The sequence below is a fragment of the Steroidobacter gossypii genome (assembly GCF_016801985.1).
GTDB classification, from domain to species: domain Bacteria; phylum Pseudomonadota; class Gammaproteobacteria; order Steroidobacterales; family Steroidobacteraceae; genus Steroidobacter; species Steroidobacter gossypii.
The window spans coordinates 1,287,603-1,304,672 of record NZ_JAEVLS010000002.1 but is presented as its reverse complement, the minus strand read 5'-3'; the positions used below and the strand labels follow the sequence as shown (position 1 = coordinate 1,304,672).

The following is a 17,070-nucleotide window of genomic DNA, read 5'->3' as shown; positions in this document are numbered from 1 at the left end:
GATTCCCGAAATGCGCCGAGCGCGAGCTTCAGGGACACCCCGAACGCCCCGACACGCTATATTGAGAACGTCAATCTAAGGTGGGACGTGCAGTGTTCTACGGAGCCATCGAAGGCGGCGGAACCAAGTTCGTGTGCGCGGTGGGCACATCGCCTGCCGACGTGCAGGACAGTGTCGTGCTGCCAACCTCGAGCGCTACCGTCACGCTCGCCGCGTGCGTTGAGTTCTTCAGCACCGCGGAGCGTAGATTCGGACCCATCGATGCCTTCGGCTTTGGCTGCTTCGGCCCGATCGATTTGCGCTCACACCAGCCCGGTTACGGGCAGATGCTCGCCACGCCCAAGGCCGGCTGGTCCCGCGTCGATCTGCTCGCACCACTGCGCGCTCGATTCAAGGCGCCGATCCTCCTGGACACTGACGTCGGCGCCGCATCGCTTGCCGAATGGCGATTGGGCGCCGGACGTGGCTTGGGCTCGATCGCGTATGTCACGGTCGGCACCGGAATCGGCGGCGGCGTGGCGCCCAACGATCTGGCGACGCGCCGCCTCATGCACGCTGAGATGGGACATATCTTCGTACGACGCGATGCGCGCGATAAGGACTTCGGTGGCGTGTGTCCATTTCACGGCGACTGTCTGGAAGGACTTGCCAGCGGCCCGGCGATTCAGGCGCGCTGGCGCTGTCAGCTCGATGCCTTGCCGCCGCACCACGAAGCGTGGTCCATCATCGGCGGTTATCTCGGGCAGCTGGCGGCCTCGATCGCACTCATGCTTTCCGTCGAGCGCGTGGTGTTTGGCGGCGGCGTGATGGCGAACGGGCTATTGCTGCCTCACATTCGGGCGGCAGCCGCCAACGCTCTCAAAGGCTATCTGGAGCCGCTCAGCCAACCCGGCGTGCTGGATGAATACATCCGCACGCCGGAGTTGGGCGTCAGTGCGGGCATCACCGGCGCATTCCTCCTGGCCGAGCAAGCCGCGCGCACTTTGCGAGTGTGACGATCAGCCGCTCGCAGGTGGCACTTCCAATTGGTACGGCGTGCGCTGCGCGGACGGCCGGGCAGCAAACGAGCGTACGAACGCCTGCAACGCTGAGTGATGCTCGACCGGCACCGTCTTGCGAAAGTGCAGATGGTCGATCATGCAAAACAACGAAGCCTCGAACAGGCTGAGTCGCCGATTCGCCGGCAGCGCATCCAACGCCTCACCGACGTGCTCGTCCAACCACGCAAGCGCCCCCTCGAAGCCGTTGCGCGCCTTCTCGAAATAAGAATTGTCGTCGGGCAGCTTGCACACCTGCGCGCCGAACACGATCTGCACCTGTGCTGTCATGCAATGCCAGACCATTTCCTGCGCGTTCCTCGATACCGTCGACCGTAACCGCTCCGGCCAGACGATCTCCTCGCCGGCGCCCGCACGGTCGGCGAGGGCGCGACAAATGTTCTCCGTTCCGAAGACGACTTCCTCGCCTGCACGCAGAATCGGCAGCTTGAGCGCCGGGTTGTTGGCATAGATCTGCGGCGTGCGCGCGGTCATGTCGTAGACGGGTTGGATCTCGTAAGCCACGCCGAGCTCCTCGGCGAAGATGCGTGCGAGTCGTGTGAAATGCGAGCTGCGTCGCCCGACGAGTTGCAACTGGGTCATGTGCTGTTCCGTGATCTAGGTCCGGCCAAAGGTACCTCAGCCGACGCCCCGAATAGAAGAACCAACTACAAGCGCAACTCGGCAGCACAGTGCTCGATCAAGCTCAGGGCAATGTCTTAGGCGGACCTACACGACCTGCCCGAGAGACATTCAGGGATTGTCCGCACTTTATATCGCATCGCGCGCAGCCGATACGGGCCGTGCTGACAAAGGAACGATTCATGCTCTCGCAACAAACGAGCTCACCGCGTGGCGAAGTCCGCATCGATGGTGAGATGACCATCTATCGGGCTAGCGAGGTCGCACAGACCTTGTTCGCCGCCGTGCGCACGCAGGACGGCGACGTGCGCCTCGATCTGTCGAATGTCACCGAGTTCGACACGGCGGGTTTGCAGGTGGTGTTGATGGCTCGTCGCATCGCAGCGGCGAGCGGGCATCGCCTCGATGTGGTGCGGCCGAGCGAAGCTGTCATGGACGTGCTGAAGCTGTGCAACGTTCCTCAGCACGCCGAGCAGAGCATGGATTCGGAGCGAGCGACGGCATGACGGATACAGCACTGCCCACTTTCATCGCGGAGAGCCGCGAGTTGCTTGCCGAGATGGAGGTGGCCCTGCTCGAGTGCGAGCAGGGCAACGCCGGCCCGGAAGCGGTGAACGCCATTTTCCGCGCAGCTCACACGATCAAGGGCTCCTCCGGCCTGTTCGGCCTCGACGGCATCGTCGCCTTTACGCATGTGGTGGAAAGCGTGCTGGATCGAGTGCGCGCCGCCGCGCTCCCAATGGACCGAGCGCTTGCAGCCATATTGCTCGAGTGCCGCGATCATATCGAGCGGCTGGTCGGCGTCGTTGCCGATGGCAAGGCGGACGATGGTGATCTCATTGCGGCGGGCGAGCGCCTGTTACAGAAGTTGAATATGCACACCGGCGGCTCGAGCGCTTCGGCTGCAAACACTGATGTCGTGGCGACAGCCGCCTATGCAGCGGCGCCCGGCGAGCGCTGGCACATCTCGGTGATGTTCCACACGGAAGTGCTTCGCAATGGCATGGACCCGCTGTCCTTCATTCGCTATCTGAGCACGCTCGGCGAGATCACGCATCTGCAGCTGAACACCGAGCGGTTGCCGTCGCCGGAAGACTTCGATGCCGAAGCTTGCTATCTCGGTTTTGAAATCGAGTTGGCGAGCCAGGAGGGTCGGCAGCGCATCGAAGGCGCTTTCGAATTCGTGCGTGAAGACTGCACGCTGCAGATCCGTTCCAAGGCTCAGGCCGCCTACGAAGCCACCGCCGGGCGTGAGGCCGAGACCCGGGACGCGAGGAGCGCCAGGGACATCAAAAGCGCCGACAACCGATCGCTGCGCGTCGACGGTGACAAGCTCGACAAGCTCATCGATCTGATCGGCGAGCTGGTGACCGCAGGCGCTGCGACCACGATCACCGCGCGCAAGGCCGGTCTGTCCGAGCTCAACGAATCGACGTTGCGTCTGGCGCGGCTCGTCGAAGAGGTGCGCGATCAAGCGCTGAAGCTGCGCATGGTGCAGATCGGCCCGACGTTCTCGCGCTTCCAGCGCGTCGTTCGCGATGTCGCTCGGGAGATCGGCAAGGAGATCCGCCTGGAGATCGGCGGTGCCGAGACCGAGCTGGACAAGACGCTGATCGAGAGCATCACCGATCCGTTGACCCACCTGGTGCGCAACGCCATCGATCACGGCATCGAGACAGCCGACGTGCGCCGTGCCCGTGGCAAGGGCGCAGAAGGCGTGGTCCGCCTGGAGGCCTATCACGACTCGGGCTCCGTGGTCATCGAAGTCGCCGACGACGGTGGCGGACTCAAGCGTGAGCGGATTCTCGCGAAGGCGATCGAGCGCGGTTTGATCACCGATGGCAGCTCGCTCACCGACAGCCAGGTGTTCGCGCTCATCTTCGAGCCGGGCTTCTCGACCGCCGAGCAGGTCACCAACCTGTCAGGTCGCGGCGTCGGCATGGATGTGGTCAAGCGCAACGTCAATGCATTGCGCGGCACCGTCGAGCTCGACAGCAAAGAAGGCGAAGGCACCACCGTGCGCATTCGCCTGCCGCTCACGCTCGCCATCATCGATGGCTTCCTGGTAGGCGTCGGCGGCTCCTCGTTCGTCATTCCGCTGGAGCTGGTGGAGGAGTGCGTCGAGCTGGGCGACGAGCATCGTTCGACCGACGGCGAGCAGCGTTACATCAACCTGCGCGGCGCGGTCCTGCCGTTCATCCGGCTGCGTGAAATGTTTGCTATTCGATCCACTGCGGCCCGACGCGAAAGCATCGTGGTGATCCGCTGCGCTGGCCAGCGCTTCGGCATCGTCGTCGATGAGCTGCTCGGCGAGCTGCAGACCGTGATCAAGCCCTTGTCGCGGCTGTTCAGTCGCATCCGGGGCATCGGCGGCTCGACCATTCTCGGCACGGGCCAGCTGGCGTTGATTCTGGATGTGCCGAGCCTGCTCGATCTATGCCTGAGTTCGTCTCAGGCGCCAGTTGCGCCGCGCATCGCGCTCGCTGATTAAATCGTTGTCTCTGGAGCACCCATGTTTCGTAATCTGAAGATCGGAGTTCGGCTCGCCATGAGCTTCGGACTCATTCTGGCCCTGCTGGGGGCCGTGACCTATATCGGTATCGACGGTTTCAAGCTCATGAAGGCGAGCACCGACGACATCGTCGAGAATCGCACGCCCAAGATGGAGATGGCGCTCGAGCTGCAACGTAACTCCGAGATCCTGGGCCTGGTGGCGCGCGATCAGCTGCTCGCGAGCGACGCCAAGACGCTCGAGAAGTTCGTGCAGCAGATGAATGCCGTCCGTGAGCGCAACAACCAGATCCTCGACACGTTGACCAAGACCGTCACTACCGAACGCGGCAAGGCCAAGCTTGCGGACGTGCTCAGCGTGCGCGAGAACTACAAGAAGGCGCAGGACACCATGGTCGAGCTGTTGCAGGCGGGCAAAAAAGACGAAGCCCTGCGCTGGCTCCGCAACGAGCAGCGTGAAGCGCGCGAAGCCAGCATCGCAGCCACCGACGCCTATTTCGAGCATGAAAAAGCCTCGGTCGCCGAAGCCGGCCAGATTGCCGAACAGACCTATCTCGACGCACGCAGACTGATGCTGGCCGGCGCGGCCATTGCAGCCGTGCTGGCGCTCATCGCCGGCGTGTGGGTGACGTTGTCCATCACTCGCCCGATCGGTCTTGCGGCGGCCGTCGCCAATCGCATGGCCGAAGGCGATCTGACCGCGCGCGTCACGGCGAATTCGCGTGACGAGGCCGGCATGCTGCTGCTCGCGATCAGCACCATGACCGAGCGGCTGTCGCAGGTGGTCGGTGAAGTGCGCTCCTCGGCCGATACCTTGAGCAGCGCATCGGAAGAAATGTCCGCGACCGCGCAGTCCCTGTCGCAGGCCTCGACCGAGCAGGCCGCCAGCGTCGAGGAAACATCCGCCTCGGTGGAGCAGATGACGGCGTCGATCGGACAGAACACCGACAACTCGAAGATCACCGATCAGATGGCGAGCAAAGCCGCCTCCGAGGCTGCCGAAGGCGGTCAAGCCGTGCGCCAGACGGTGGAGGCGATGAAACAGATCGCGCAGAAGATCTCAATCATCGACGACATCGCCTATCAGACCAACTTGCTGGCGCTGAACGCAGCCATCGAAGCGGCGCGCGCCGGCGAGCATGGCAAGGGATTCGCGGTGGTCGCGGCCGAAGTGCGCAAGCTCGCCGAACGTTCGCAAGTGGCCGCGCAGGAGATCGGCGAAGTCGCCGGCTCCTCGGTGGAGTTGGCCGAGCGCGCGGGCAAATTGCTGGACGAAATCGTCCCTGCGATCCGCAAGACTTCCGAGCTGGTGCAGGAGATCACCGCGGCGAGCCAGGAGCAATCCTCGGGCGTTGGCCAGATCAACACGGCGATGACGCAGCTGTCGCAGCTGACTCAGCAGAACGCCTCATCCAGCGAAGAGCTGGCGGCGACCGCCGAAGAAATGAGCAGTCAGGCGCAACAGCTGCAGTCCGCGATCGGCTTCTTCAAGGTCGAAGGCTCGGGCACGCCCAAGGTCGCTGCGAAGCCAGCGGCGCGTGTGAGCCGCGCGACTGCTAGCTGGTCGCCAAGATCGCAGCCGGAGATGCCGGTGGCGCCCGCGATGCCGATGGCTGCGCATGCTCACTCGCATGGTTCGGGCAACGGCAAGGCGAATGGCAACGGCCACGATCACAGCGTGTCGCTGGATCAGTTCGTGCGCTTCTAGGAGCAGACGATGACGATTCCTGCCGACAACGAACGCCGCCACGACCAGAATCAGTATCTGACTTTCGTGCTGGGCCGGGAAACCTTTGCGCTCGGCATTCTGTCGATCAAAGAGATCCTGGAATATTCGGCGCCCACCGAGATTCCGATGATGCCGGCATTCATTCGTGGCGTCGTCAATCTGCGGGGCGCCGCCGTGCCGGTGGTCGATCTGTCCGCGCGCTTCGGTCGACCGAGCACACCGGTCACCAAGAAAACCTGCGTGGTCATCATCGAAACGACCGTGGCCGAGGAAAGTCACATCATCGGCGTGGTGGTCGATGCCGTGAACGAAGTGCTGGAAATCCCGGACACCGAGATCGAGCCTGCACCGGGTTTCGGCGCCTCGATCCGGGCCGATTTCATCCAGGGCATGGGCAAGGTGCGCGGCAAGTTCGTGATCATCCTCGATGTGAACCGCGTGCTGTGCATCGACGAAATGGAGATGCTGACCCAGGCAGCCACGGGCGATGCCGTGCCGTCGGCTGCATAGGAACCCCGTAGTGCAAAAGGTAGTGAGATTGTTCAAGCGAGTCAGCGTCGACGTTCCGGTCCGGCCGGAAGTGAACGTCGCCGACGCCGTTTGCGTTCAGGCGCTGCCGATCTGGAGCAAACAGATCGAGACGGCGCGCTTGCAGACCGAAGAGGCCATCGTCGCGCTCAGTGCCCGCTTTGCGGGCATCGTGAACAGGCTCGATCTGGCGCTCGACGCATCCCAGCACCACTCCGGCGATGCGGATCTTGCGCAGGCGCTCGAGGCAGGCCGGCGTGAGCTGGCGCGTGTGATGGAGTCGCTCACCGAAATCCATCAGAGCCGCTCCACGCTCGCCACTCAGATCCGTTCTCTGGCCGCGCACAGCAGCGAGCTCGCGAAGATGGCGAGCGAGGTCGAGCAGATCGCGTTTCAGACCAACATGCTGGCGCTCAATGCTGCGATCGAAGCGGCTCACGTCGGCGAGGCTGGGCGTGGATTTGCGGTCGTGGCGCATGAAGTGCGGAATCTTGCGACCGCATCGCGCGAGACCGGCAAGGGCATCACCGAGAAGATCGCACTCGTCAATGAGTCGCTCGCGAAGATCATCGACACCAATGAGACCGTGTCGGTGCGCGAAGGGAAGGCGTTGCACGATTCGGAGAATCGAATCCAGAACGTGCTCGGCCAGTTCGGCGACATGAGCGCGAGTCTGTCACGCTCGTCCGAAGATCTGCGTCGCGAAAGCGGCGTGATCAAGGACGAGATCGCCGAGTCGATGGTTCAGCTGCAATTCCAGGACCGAGTGGGCCAGATCATGTCTCAGGTGGTCGGCAGCATGCGCGATCTCGACCAGCGCGCCAGCGCAGTCGTGCGTGGCGAGCAGCCGGCGCTCGACGCCGAAGCCTACATGACGCAAATGATCAACACGTACACCACCGACGAGCAGCGTCGCAATCACCAATCCGGCATCAGTCACACCGGCCCGGTCAACGAGCCGACCGGCACGCTCAAGGTCCAGGGCGGCTCGGACATAGAATATTTTTGAATGGAGTAACTCATGGCTAAGCGAATTCTGATCGTCGACGACTCCGCCTCGGTGCGGCAGGTGTCGAACATGGCGTTGACCCGCGCGGGCTATGAAGTCATCGAGGCCACCGACGGCCAGGATGCGCTTGGCAAGCTCGCCGGCAAGATCAACCTCATCATCAGCGATGTGAACATGCCACGCATGGACGGCATCTCGTTCCTGAAGGCCGTGAAGGCACACCCGAACTACAAGTTCACGCCGGTCATCATGCTCACCACCGAGGCCGGCGAGGACAAGAAGAACGAGGGCCGCGCCGCCGGCGCCAAGGCGTGGATCGTGAAGCCTTTCCAACCGCAGACCATGCTGGACGCGGTCGCCAAGCTCTGCCTGGCCTGATGATCGGCATCACTGACCAGGAGTTTGCGCTGTTCCAGCGTTTCATCCTGGACGCAGCCGGCATCACGCTGTCCGAGTCCAAGAAGGCGTTGGTCACCAGCCGCCTTTCGCGGCGACTCGACCTGCGCAAGCTGAGCACCTTTGCCGAGTACTTCAAGGTGCTATCGAGCGGCCAGGACGCCGAGGAAGTGCAGATCGCGATCGACCTGTTGACCACCAACGAAACCTATTTCTTCCGCGAGCCCAAGCATTTCGATCTGTTGAGAGAGCAGGCGCAACTGGCGCGCGGCCGCGGCCCATTTCGAGTGTGGAGCGCCGCCTGTTCGTCGGGCGAGGAGACATACAGCATCGCCATGGTGCTGGCCGCGACGTTGCAGGCCACGCCATTCGAGCTGATCGGCTCGGATATCAGTTCGCGCGTGCTTGAACGAGCGCGGACCGGCCACTACCCCGCGTCCCGCACGACTCACATTCCTAAACCCTATCTGCATCAGTTCTGTCTGCGCGGCACACGGGAACAGGAAGGCACGTTGCTGGTCGACCGCGCGCTGCGCGATCGTGTGCGTTTCATGCAGATCAATCTGAACACGACGCTGCCCAGAATCGGACCGTTCGACATGATTTTCCTGCGCAATGTGATGATCTATTTCAGCCCGCAGACCAAGCGTCAGGTGGTGGAGCGGGTGCTGTCGGTGCTCAAGCCCGGCGGCCATCTGCTGATCGGCCATTCGGAGACCTTGAACGAACTTCGGCTCAACGCTGTCGCGGTGGCACCCTCGATCTATCGCAAGCCGTGATGAGCATGCGCGGATATCAAGCGAGCGCCGTGCGGCGGGTACAGGTGCTGATCGTCGATGACTCAGCGGTGGTGCGCCAGACCTTGACCGAGGCGCTCAATGCCGATCCCGGCATCGAAGTGCTGTGCGCCGTGGCCGATCCCATACTCGCCATGGAGCGCATGAAGACGCGCTGGCCGGAAGTCATCGTGCTCGATGTCGAAATGCCGCGCATGGACGGACTGACCTTCCTTCGCAAGATCATGAGCGAGCGGCCGACGCCCGTCGTCATCTGCTCGACGCTCACCGAAGCAGGCGCGGCCACGACGCTTGAAGCGTTGGCGGCGGGCGCGGTGAGCATTGTCACCAAGCCGAAGCTGGGGCTGCGGCGTTTCATCGAAGATGCTTCTGCGGATCTTGCTTCGGCCGTCAAAGCAGCCTCGCTTGCGAACGTGAACAGGTTGCGGCCGGCGGCTCGCCCTGACCCTGCCCTCGGCGTCGCACCGAAACTGACGGCCGATGCCGTGCTAGCGCCCCATGGTCCCAGGGCTTTGCAACAGACGACCGAACGCATCGTTGCGATCGGTACGTCGACCGGTGGCACGCAGGCGCTGGAGCAGGTGTTGACTCGCTTGCCGCGCGTGAGTCCGGGCATCGCCGTCGTACAGCACATGCCAGAAAAGTTCACCGCGGCCTTTGCGAGCCGGTTGAACAGCCTGTGTGAAATCGAAGTGCGCGAGGCGAAGCATGGCGATCGTCTGCTGCCGGGGCAGGCGCTGATCGCACCCGGTGGCAAACATATGATGCTCAAGCGCAGCGGCGCCTACTATTACATGGAAGTTGTCGATGGCCCGCTGGTGAATCGGCATCGCCCGTCGGTCGACGTGTTGTTTCGTTCGGTGGCCAAGTGTGCGGGCGCGAACGCGCTCGGCGTCATCATGACCGGCATGGGTGATGATGGCGCGCGCGGTCTCAGAGAGATGCGCGAGGCGGGTGCCAGCACCATCGCGCAAGATGAAGCGAGCTGTGTCGTGTTTGGGATGCCGAAAGAAGCGATCCGCATGGGTGGGGCACAGCGCGTCCAGCCCCTGCACGAACTGCCACGCGCCTTGCTGGAGTTCAGCGCGGGCAAACGCTTCGAAGGATGATCAGCTCCTGCTTTGAGCTACAATCCGGGCCGCATCTTCACGAGTCAGGCGATGTCCGGTTCCCACTCATTTCAGCGTCGGCAACTGCTCCAAGCCATGGCCGCGGCCGCCATGCCGCTGGGTCTTCTGTCCTGTGCGGACGACTCGGCGTCGGAAGCGCTGGTGGTCGGCGGCCTGCCGGTCACCTGCAACCTGACCTTGCCGGTGGCCTGCGTCGCCCGATCCAAGGCGCTGCCAGCCACCGGCGCGGCGTCGCTCCCATTCGAGTACAGCAAGTACAGCGGCTGGCCGGAGATCAAAGAGTCCCTGATGGCCGGTCGCATTCAGGCGGCGTACATGCTGGCGCCGCTGGTGATGGATCTGGCCGACAAGAAAATCCCGGTGAAAATCGTTTCGCTGGGTCATCGCTCGGGCGCGGTCATCATGGTGCGGACCGATTCGCCCTATCAGAAGTTTCGCCAGCTCGCCGGCAAGCGCATCGCCATTCCCAGTCGTTTCGCCGTGGATTTCCTGTTCCTGCGCAAGATGCTGCAACAGGAGGGCATGACGCCGGACGATATCGAGATCTTCGAAATGCCGCCGCCCGACATGCCGGCCGCGCTGTATGCGAACGCCGTGGATGCTTATTGCACGGGAGAACCTTTCGGAGCGGCGGCCCAGCATGCGGGCTATGCGCGGCCGCTGCGCATGACACGCGATGAGTGGCGCAACTATATTTGCTGTGTGCTCACCGTGCGTGAGGAGCTGATTCAGACGAATCGTCCGCTCGTGCAGGACCTGGTGAACTATGTGCTCGGCGCCGGACGCTGGCTGGACGAGCAGCAGGCCAATCGCGACAAGGCCGTGGCCATTGCCGCCGGGCGGCAATATTTCAATCAGGATCCGAACATCATCCGCTTCGTGATGGAGAATCCGACGGATCGTGTGACGTACGGCGACTTGCGCATGATTCGCAGCGAGTTCGAGGAACTGATGCAATTGTCCATCGAAGCGGGCACCCTCAAGCATCCGGTCTCCTACGAAACGTACATGGATGAGAGCTTCGCGAAGGCGGCCCAACCTGCGGCAATCAATCTCTGATGCGCGCCATGGAATCGTATATGTCGATCGGGTCGGCGATCGCCGCGGCACTACTGTGGTCGATCTGCGCCGTCGCAGCCGATCGACCCGCGCTCAAGGCAGGCGTGTTTGAACCGCCGCGGCCGGCGCCGGAGCTCTCGCTGGAGGCTTCGACGGGTGGCACGCTTTCGCTGGCCGACTATCGCGACAAAGTGGTGCTGCTGGGCTTTGGCTTTACATCGTGCCCCGAGGTTTGCCCCACGACCCTTGCGGTGCTGGCGCAAGCTCGCAAGCGCCTGGGCGCTCAGGCAGATCAAGTTCAGGTGGTGTATGTCACCGTCGATCCGCAGCGTGACACCGCCGAGCGGATGCGCGCCTACCTGAAAGGCTTCGATCCCACTTTCCTCGGCGGCACTGGCACGCCGGCGCAACTCGAAGCGGTCCGCAAGAACTACGGCGTGATGGCCGAGCGCAAGAACATCGGCAACAGCTACACCGTCGGGCATTCTTCTTCGGTGTACCTGATCGATCGCAAAGGGCTGCTGCGCGCGATGATGCCGTACGGGCGGCTGCCCGACGACTATGTGCACGACTTGCGGGTCTTGCTGAGCGAATGAGACTGCTCCACGCCGACGAAGTCCGGTGAGAGGCATGAGCCGGCGTAAGTGGCCATTGATTCCGGCTATCGCCTTGGGCGTCGCCATTGCTTGGGCCGCATTGGCCCCCATGCCAGAATCCCCACGTCGCGAGCAGCCATTCGTCATTCCCGAAGGCACCTGGGCGCGCCGGATGTCAGGGGATCAGGTCGATATCCTGCCGCAGCAGATCCGGCTGACCCTCGGCGTGAACGACGTCCTGTTCCTGAAGAATCTGGATACGGTGCCGCAGACGTTCGGCCCGGCGCTGTTGATGCCCGGGCAGAGTTTTCGTCTGCCGTTCGAGCTGGCCTCGGAATATCAGTTTGCCTGCAGCGCGCACAGCAGCGGACAAATGACTGTGATCGTCGATCCCTATCCTGCGTCGCCGTGGGGCAGGCTGCGCTGGCGGACCTTGAACCTGGTGGAAGCCTTCGGCAATAAAACTCATGAACCGAAGAGTTGAAGATCGCTCCAATCGCAGTGGGAGTTCTGGCGCATGAGCCGGCTGCGGCAATCGCTGCCCGGCATCGCCGTTATCGCCGTGTTGCTCGCCGCCTGGTGGGCGATCGTGACTGCCACTCGCAGCGTCATCTTTCCCACGCCGTGGCAGGTGGTCACCGGCACCCTCGAGCTGATTCGCGACGGCACCTTGTGGCTACACATCGGTGCGTCGTTAGGTCGCGTGGCCGCTGGCTTTTCGCTGGCGGTGCTGGTCGCCGTGCCGCTGGGCTTGTGGATGGGCTGGATGCGCGGCGCTTACGACACGCTCAATCCGTTGTTTCAGATCCTGCGGCCGATCTCGCCCATCGCGTGGATTCCGATCGCCATTCTGTGGTTCGGCGTCGGTAACGCTTCGCCCATCTATCTCATCTTCATCTCTTCGGTGTTCCCGATGATCGTGCAGACCGTGGCCGGCGTGCACACCATCGAGAAGCGTTATCTGCGGGCGGCCGAGAACTTCGGCGTCACCCGTTACAAACTGTTCACGCAGGTGGTCATTCCAGCCGTGCTGCCGCAGATCATCGTCGGCATGCGCATCGGCTTGGGCGTGGCGTGGCTGGTGGTGGTCGCCGCGGAAATGATCGCGCTGCGCTCCGGGCTCGGCTATTTGATCATCGACTCGCGCAATGCCGGCAACCGCTACGACCTGGTGATCGCCGGCATGATCATCATTGGCTTGATCGGGCTGTTGCTGGATGGGCTGATGCGCTTGCTGGAAGGCTTGAAAGTCGTGCGGTGGCGCTATGCTCACTAATGAGGGGCTCACTGAACATGGACTCACTAAACATGGGCCCGCTGAACGGAGGCGCACTGATTCCGTGCTCACCAATGCTCTGCCCACCAAAATCGACGTCGCGAATCTGCGCAAGAGCTTTGCCACCGACAAGGGCACGCTTGCCGTCGTCGACGATGTCAGCTTGCAAGTGGGCGAGGGCGAGTTCATCGCCATCGTGGGGCCCTCGGGCTGCGGCAAGTCCACGTTGATGCGAATGATCGCCGGTTTTATTCCACCCGACTCGGGCCAGGTCGTCATCGACGGCGCCACACGCTTGCAGCCGAGTCCGCAGGGCATCCTGATCTCACAACATGGCTCAGTCTTTCCGTGGCTGACCGTCCAACAGAATCTGATGTTCGGACTCAATGGCACGCAGTCGATGAGCGAGAAGATCGCCATCGCCGACCACTACGCGAACATCGTCGGCCTCAAAGGTTTTGAAGCTGCGTATCCGCATGAGCTGTCCGGCGGCATGTTGAAGCGCGTCGAGATCGCTCGCGCGCTCGCCGTGAAGCCCGCCATTTTGTACATGGACGAGCCGTTCTCGGCGCTCGATGCGCTCATGAGCCTGCGGATGCGCAATGAGTTGCTGAAGATTCTGGGGCAAGAGCGGCACACGGTGCTGTTGATCACGCACGATGTGGAGGAGGCGATTCATCTCGCCGATCGCGTGATGGTGCTGTCGCCGCGTCCCACCCGGATTCAGGCGACGTTCGAAGTGAAGCTGCCGCATCCTCGCAAGCTCACCAGTCCGGAGGTGCAGCGGCTGCGTATGGCGATCTTGAAAGAGCTGGGCGTGGACGCGGACGCTGTGGCCTGATTCGATCCTGGCCGTTTATTTCACACGCTCGGCTTTGAAGCTCAGACCGTTCTGCTCCAGAGTCACGGCGTTGGCCTTGCCTTCGACCGGCAGCTCGAACACCAATCTCGCTTCCACGTCATCGAGATTGAACACGCGCTCGCTTTCGGGATGGATGAGGCTGGCCCCTTGATCCTCATCCTGTTTGGATCGCCATTGGCTGACCATCAGATCCCCGTCGCGTACAATGCGTAGCTTGGCGCCGTCTTCGAAACGGTAGTCGCCCAGATATCGCTCCAGCAGCGACGCCGACAACTCGATACGCGGGTGTCGACGTAACGGTTGCTGGCGCGGATCGAGCACGTGGCGGCCGATGTCATCCGCGCCCGCATTGGTGGCCGCATTGGCCAGCGCCACTACGCCGATGCGCGTCCTCGGGTTGAAACCCATGAAAGCGCGCGAGCCGTCGGAACGACCGTTGCTCCAGACGATCTGCTCATCCTGATCGGTGGTGATGCGCCAGCCGAGGCCCATTTGCGTGCTCGGGTCGTCGCCGGCCCGGCGGGGCGTGAGCATCCTGCTCATGGCCGGCGCCAGCGCCGTTTGTTTGCGGCCGACAAATGATTCGATGAGCACGAGCAGATCGTTTGCTGTGGAAAACAGACCCGCGGCGCCCACCAGCGCTCCCATGTACTGCGGGCCGACGGGCTCGAATTGTTCATTGTGGCCCGTGGCCATGCGCGACTTCATCTGTGCTGAAAGCGCAATCTGCGTATCGCTCATTCGCAAAGGCCCGGTGATGCGCTGCTGAAGCAGGGCCGCGTAGCTCGTGTCTGCGCAGCGAGCGAGCGCGTGGCCGAGCAGACCATAGCCCCAGTTGGAATATTCGAAGCTCGAGCCGATGTCGCGCTCCAGGGTGTACGTGCTCAGCCCCTGGAACATCTGCGTGGTGGTATACGCGGCATATTTGTTCGCGCCTGTTTGTGATGCGAGATTGGTTGGGCGCAGCGGCAATCCAGAGCTATGCGTCGCCAGATCCAGGAACGTGATCTGCTTGCCATGGCGAGATGGCAACATCACGTCATGGAGACAAGTTGTCACCGGCGCATCGATCTTCAGCTTGCCGCGCTCCGCCATGTCCGCGAGCAGCAGCGCCGTAAAGATCTTGGTGAGCGAGGCGACTTCGAATACCGTGTCGCCGCCCACCGGGCGGGCATCGTCGATGCCGAACGTGCCATAACTGAGAAGCCGATTGCCCGTCGGCGCCGTGATGCCGAGGACGACGCCGGTGGCCCAGCGACGGTCATCAACGCGCTCCTTGAGCAGGGCCATGAGGGTTGCGTCGTCCGGCGCGGCGCCCAATGCACCGGAGCAGGCAAGCAAAAACCCGAACAAGACGCGCGCGGCGAACATGGCGAAGATCCTTCTGTGATCGCACGAGTGACGACAGTGTATAGGGATCGCGCACGCATTCCGACTGTTGTCATCGTCATTCGATCCGGCGAGTGAGTCGAATCTCTGGCCGAGTGCAACCTTATTCCCGCCCGGCTCGTCTGAAGTCCTCAGCCCGGTCGAACCACGGAATCTGAAGGTGCACCTGATGAAGTTGATCCAGTGCGCAAGCGTTGCGATTGTCGCCACGCTCGCAAGTGCGTTGCTTGCGGTCGCCGCCCTGGCGGATTCCAAAGCGGCCACACCTTGTGAGATCGGCAGCTACCGCTTGGCCGGCGGCGCATCGCTCGACATCGGGCCGGCGTCGCCCGGACAACTTCGTTGGCGACTCGAAGATGGGCGCACCGGCGCCCTGAAGACTCGAGCAAACGGTCGCTGGGTAAGCACCCTCGGCTGGACGGACCGCCCCGACGGACATCACGTCACGTTCTCCGATTGCGATCGAGGTGAAATTCGTTTCGACAATGTACCGGGCCGACGCGAGGCGTTGGTGCAGGTCGATACGCGCTTTCAAGGGAGCGGGGTCGAGTTGGCAGGGCGGCTGACGATGCCTCCCGGCGATGCCCGTGTTCCGATTGTCGTATTGATTCACGGCGCAGAACATGACTCCGCGCTCGAGACGTACTCATTGCAGCGACAGTTTGCGAGCGCCGGCATCGGCGTGTTTGCCTATGACAAGCGCGGCACGGGCGCTTCAGGCGGACGTTACACGCAAAACTATTTGCTGCTCGCCGCCGACGCGATCCACGCCATGCATGAGGCCCGCCGCCTCGCAGGCGCCCGTGCCGGTCGCGTTGGATATCAAGGCGGCAGCCAGGGCGGGTGGGTCGCGCCCTTGGCCGCGCGCATCGAACCCGTCGACTTCGTCATTGTGAGCTTCGGTCTGGCGGTCTCACCGTTGCAGGAAGACCGCGAGGCCATTGAGTTCGATATGCAGCGCGCCGGCTTCGGGCCGGACATCAAAGCCAAAGCCATGGAAGTGGCCGACGCGACGGCGCGCATCATCGAAACCAATTTCAATGAGGGTTGGGATCAGCTCGAAGCGGTGAAGCGCAAGTACGGCGCCGAGCCGTGGTTCAAATTCGTCCGCGGCAATATCACTTCCTATCTCCTGAGCGGCACACCGGAGCAGTGGCGCAAGGATGGTCCCGTTCTGCTCGACGGCGTGCCGGCCCACTACGACCCGATGCCTGTCCTATCCAATCTCGATGTGCCTCAACTCTGGATCCTCGGCGGCCAAGACCGCGACGCGCCGCCTTTTGAAACTCTGCGACGTTTGACCGCACTCAGAAACAACGGGCGCCCGATCACGACCGCCGTGTTTGCCGATGCCGACCACGGCATGTATGAGTTCGAGACGTTGGCGGATGGGGAGCGCGTCTCGACACGACAGCCGGATGGCTACTTTCAAATGATGCGCGACTTCATCCATGGCAAGCAGCGCGCCTCGAAGTACGGGAGCGCGGAGATGTCGGCCGCCCCCGGCTGGCCAGGGGCGGCCAGACCGGTCGATTAAAACCTGAACAATCCAGCAATCGAGAGCGCCCGCATGTCCGTACCATCCAACTCGGCGCCTTCGAACTCGGCGCGCAGGCCAAACTTGGGCGTGACGTGGACGGCGGCGCCGATACCGTACGCGAAGTCTGTGCCGTCATTCTCTTCGCTGAAGGTGGTCCCGCCGAACGAGAAGGAATTTTCGGATTCCCAGACCAGGAACCCGGCTCGTACGTAGCCCTCGAAGCGATTGCTTATCGGTATCTGCCATAGCGCCGAGGCTTGTATTGCACTCGCGTCGGCCTCGACGAGCACCCCTGAGACCGTGTCATCGGGCGTTCCCGCGTCGATGTAGCCGATCTCGAGTGAGGCGTATTCATTGAAGCGATAGCCACCGAACACCTTGAATCCCGTGTCGCTGCCCTCGACCTCGACGCCCGCGCTATCGTCTTCCAACGTCACCTTACCAACGCCCGCACCGGTATAGAACCCGGCCTCCGACTCCGCCATCGCCGGCACACACGCAAATGCCAGCATTGCCCCAATCGCCAGTTTCTTTTGCATTCTCCCGACTCCGTAGTAGCGTTCTTTGCC

General features: G+C 62.7%; 18 protein-coding genes. 15 read left to right on the top strand and 3 right to left on the bottom strand.

Features of this window, described 5'->3' with window-relative positions:
- Nucleotides 1–92 precede the first annotated feature (92 nt).
- Nucleotides 93–995, top strand: coding sequence for an ROK family protein (locus JM946_RS12910; protein ID WP_203167689.1), 903 nt, complete (start codon nucleotides 93–95; stop codon nucleotides 993–995).
- Nucleotides 996–998: 3 nt separating this feature from the next.
- Here the strand turns inward: JM946_RS12910 and JM946_RS12905 are convergent, their stop codons facing one another.
- On the bottom strand, nucleotides 999–1,640 hold the full coding sequence (locus JM946_RS12905) for a glutathione S-transferase family protein (protein ID WP_203167688.1): 642 nt from the start codon (nucleotides 1,638–1,640) through the stop codon (nucleotides 999–1,001).
- A gap of 221 nt (nucleotides 1,641–1,861) precedes the next feature.
- On the opposite strand from JM946_RS12905, the gene JM946_RS12900 reads away from it, so the two are divergent.
- From JM946_RS12900 to JM946_RS12840, 13 genes are all read left to right on the top strand, one after another.
- A complete protein-coding gene (locus JM946_RS12900; protein WP_203167687.1) occupies nucleotides 1,862–2,185 on the top strand; it encodes an STAS domain-containing protein in 324 nt (107 codons plus the stop codon).
- The gene (locus tag JM946_RS12895) at nucleotides 2,182–4,170 is read left to right on the top strand and encodes a chemotaxis protein CheA (RefSeq protein WP_203167686.1); all 1,989 of its coding nucleotides are present in this window, start codon (nucleotides 2,182–2,184) and stop codon (nucleotides 4,168–4,170) included. The genes JM946_RS12900 and JM946_RS12895 overlap by 4 nt, the downstream gene beginning before the upstream one ends.
- Before the next feature lie 21 nt (nucleotides 4,171–4,191).
- Nucleotides 4,192–5,898: a methyl-accepting chemotaxis protein gene (locus JM946_RS12890; protein WP_203167685.1), complete on the top strand. Its 1,707-nt coding sequence runs from the start codon at nucleotides 4,192–4,194 to the stop codon at nucleotides 5,896–5,898.
- A gap of 9 nt (nucleotides 5,899–5,907) precedes the next feature.
- Nucleotides 5,908–6,429, top strand: coding sequence for a chemotaxis protein CheW (locus JM946_RS12885; protein WP_203167684.1), 522 nt, complete (start codon nucleotides 5,908–5,910; stop codon nucleotides 6,427–6,429).
- A 10-nt stretch (nucleotides 6,430–6,439) separates the two neighbouring features.
- Complete coding sequence (locus JM946_RS30315) at nucleotides 6,440–7,456, top strand: methyl-accepting chemotaxis protein (protein WP_322110930.1); 1,017 nt, start codon at nucleotides 6,440–6,442, stop codon at nucleotides 7,454–7,456.
- Between the two features lie 12 nt (nucleotides 7,457–7,468).
- Nucleotides 7,469–7,834 (top strand): response regulator, encoded by a 366-nt coding sequence (locus tag JM946_RS12875; protein ID WP_203167683.1) that lies wholly within the window; start codon nucleotides 7,469–7,471, stop codon nucleotides 7,832–7,834.
- Nucleotides 7,834–8,631, top strand: coding sequence for a CheR family methyltransferase (locus JM946_RS12870; RefSeq protein ID WP_203167682.1), 798 nt, complete (start codon nucleotides 7,834–7,836; stop codon nucleotides 8,629–8,631). Before JM946_RS12875 ends, JM946_RS12870 begins: the two co-directional genes overlap by 1 nt.
- A complete protein-coding gene (locus JM946_RS12865) occupies nucleotides 8,631–9,758 on the top strand; it encodes a protein-glutamate methylesterase/protein-glutamine glutaminase (RefSeq protein ID WP_230979605.1) in 1,128 nt (375 codons plus the stop codon). Before JM946_RS12870 ends, JM946_RS12865 begins: the two co-directional genes overlap by 1 nt.
- Nucleotides 9,759–9,809: 51 nt before the next feature.
- Nucleotides 9,810–10,838, top strand: coding sequence for an ABC transporter substrate-binding protein (locus tag JM946_RS12860; protein ID WP_203167681.1), 1,029 nt, complete (start codon nucleotides 9,810–9,812; stop codon nucleotides 10,836–10,838).
- 20 nt (nucleotides 10,839–10,858) lie between these two features.
- On the top strand, nucleotides 10,859–11,434 hold the full coding sequence (locus tag JM946_RS12855; protein ID WP_203167680.1) for an SCO family protein: 576 nt from the start codon (nucleotides 10,859–10,861) through the stop codon (nucleotides 11,432–11,434).
- A gap of 34 nt (nucleotides 11,435–11,468) precedes the next feature.
- Nucleotides 11,469–11,918 (top strand): cupredoxin domain-containing protein, encoded by a 450-nt coding sequence (locus JM946_RS12850; RefSeq protein ID WP_203167679.1) that lies wholly within the window; start codon nucleotides 11,469–11,471, stop codon nucleotides 11,916–11,918.
- Nucleotides 11,919–11,951: 33 nt separating this feature from the next.
- Entirely contained in the window at nucleotides 11,952–12,710 is a 759-nt protein-coding gene (locus JM946_RS12845) for an ABC transporter permease (protein WP_203167678.1), read from the top strand.
- 64 nt (nucleotides 12,711–12,774) lie between these two features.
- Nucleotides 12,775–13,551: an ABC transporter ATP-binding protein gene (locus JM946_RS12840; protein WP_203167677.1), complete on the top strand. Its 777-nt coding sequence runs from the start codon at nucleotides 12,775–12,777 to the stop codon at nucleotides 13,549–13,551.
- A 15-nt stretch (nucleotides 13,552–13,566) separates the two neighbouring features.
- Here JM946_RS12840 and JM946_RS12835 read toward each other — a convergent pair whose 3' ends face one another.
- The gene (locus JM946_RS12835) at nucleotides 13,567–14,943 is read right to left on the bottom strand and encodes a serine hydrolase (RefSeq protein ID WP_203167676.1); all 1,377 of its coding nucleotides are present in this window, start codon (nucleotides 14,941–14,943) and stop codon (nucleotides 13,567–13,569) included.
- Between the two features lie 187 nt (nucleotides 14,944–15,130).
- On the opposite strand from JM946_RS12835, the gene JM946_RS12830 reads away from it, so the two are divergent.
- Nucleotides 15,131–16,498, top strand: coding sequence for an alpha/beta hydrolase family protein (locus JM946_RS12830; RefSeq protein ID WP_203167675.1), 1,368 nt, complete (start codon nucleotides 15,131–15,133; stop codon nucleotides 16,496–16,498).
- On the opposite strand, the gene JM946_RS12825 is transcribed toward JM946_RS12830, so the two are convergent.
- Complete coding sequence (locus JM946_RS12825; RefSeq protein WP_203167674.1) at nucleotides 16,495–17,040, bottom strand: porin family protein; 546 nt, start codon at nucleotides 17,038–17,040, stop codon at nucleotides 16,495–16,497. The two genes, JM946_RS12830 and JM946_RS12825, sit on opposite strands and share 4 nt — an antisense overlap.
- Between the last annotated feature and the right edge of the window lie 30 nt (nucleotides 17,041–17,070).

Excerpts from the sequence above, each read along its gene's own strand:
- JM946_RS12890 (WP_203167685.1), top strand. The coding sequence starts at position 4,192 with ATGTTTCGTAATCTGAAGATCGGAGTTCGGCTCGCCATGAGCTTCGGA.
- JM946_RS12825 (WP_203167674.1), bottom strand. The coding sequence starts at position 17,040 with ATGCAAAAGAAACTGGCGATTGGGGCAATGCTGGCATTTGCGTGTGTG.
- JM946_RS12835 (WP_203167676.1), bottom strand. The coding sequence starts at position 14,943 with ATGTTCGCCGCGCGCGTCTTGTTCGGGTTTTTGCTTGCCTGCTCCGGT.
- JM946_RS12870 (WP_203167682.1), top strand. The coding sequence starts at position 7,834 with ATGATCGGCATCACTGACCAGGAGTTTGCGCTGTTCCAGCGTTTCATC.
- JM946_RS12855 (WP_203167680.1), top strand. The coding sequence starts at position 10,859 with ATGTCGATCGGGTCGGCGATCGCCGCGGCACTACTGTGGTCGATCTGC.
- JM946_RS12865 (WP_230979605.1), top strand. The coding sequence starts at position 8,631 with ATGAGCATGCGCGGATATCAAGCGAGCGCCGTGCGGCGGGTACAGGTG.
- JM946_RS12875 (WP_203167683.1), top strand. The coding sequence starts at position 7,469 with ATGGCTAAGCGAATTCTGATCGTCGACGACTCCGCCTCGGTGCGGCAG.
- JM946_RS12850 (WP_203167679.1), top strand. The coding sequence starts at position 11,469 with ATGAGCCGGCGTAAGTGGCCATTGATTCCGGCTATCGCCTTGGGCGTC.
- JM946_RS12895 (WP_203167686.1), top strand. The coding sequence starts at position 2,182 with ATGACGGATACAGCACTGCCCACTTTCATCGCGGAGAGCCGCGAGTTG.
- JM946_RS12905 (WP_203167688.1), bottom strand. The coding sequence starts at position 1,640 with ATGACCCAGTTGCAACTCGTCGGGCGACGCAGCTCGCATTTCACACGA.
- JM946_RS12830 (WP_203167675.1), top strand. The coding sequence starts at position 15,131 with ATGAAGTTGATCCAGTGCGCAAGCGTTGCGATTGTCGCCACGCTCGCA.
- JM946_RS12860 (WP_203167681.1), top strand. The coding sequence starts at position 9,810 with ATGTCCGGTTCCCACTCATTTCAGCGTCGGCAACTGCTCCAAGCCATG.
- JM946_RS12845 (WP_203167678.1), top strand. The coding sequence starts at position 11,952 with ATGAGCCGGCTGCGGCAATCGCTGCCCGGCATCGCCGTTATCGCCGTG.
- JM946_RS12900 (WP_203167687.1), top strand. The coding sequence starts at position 1,862 with ATGCTCTCGCAACAAACGAGCTCACCGCGTGGCGAAGTCCGCATCGAT.
- JM946_RS12885 (WP_203167684.1), top strand. The coding sequence starts at position 5,908 with ATGACGATTCCTGCCGACAACGAACGCCGCCACGACCAGAATCAGTAT.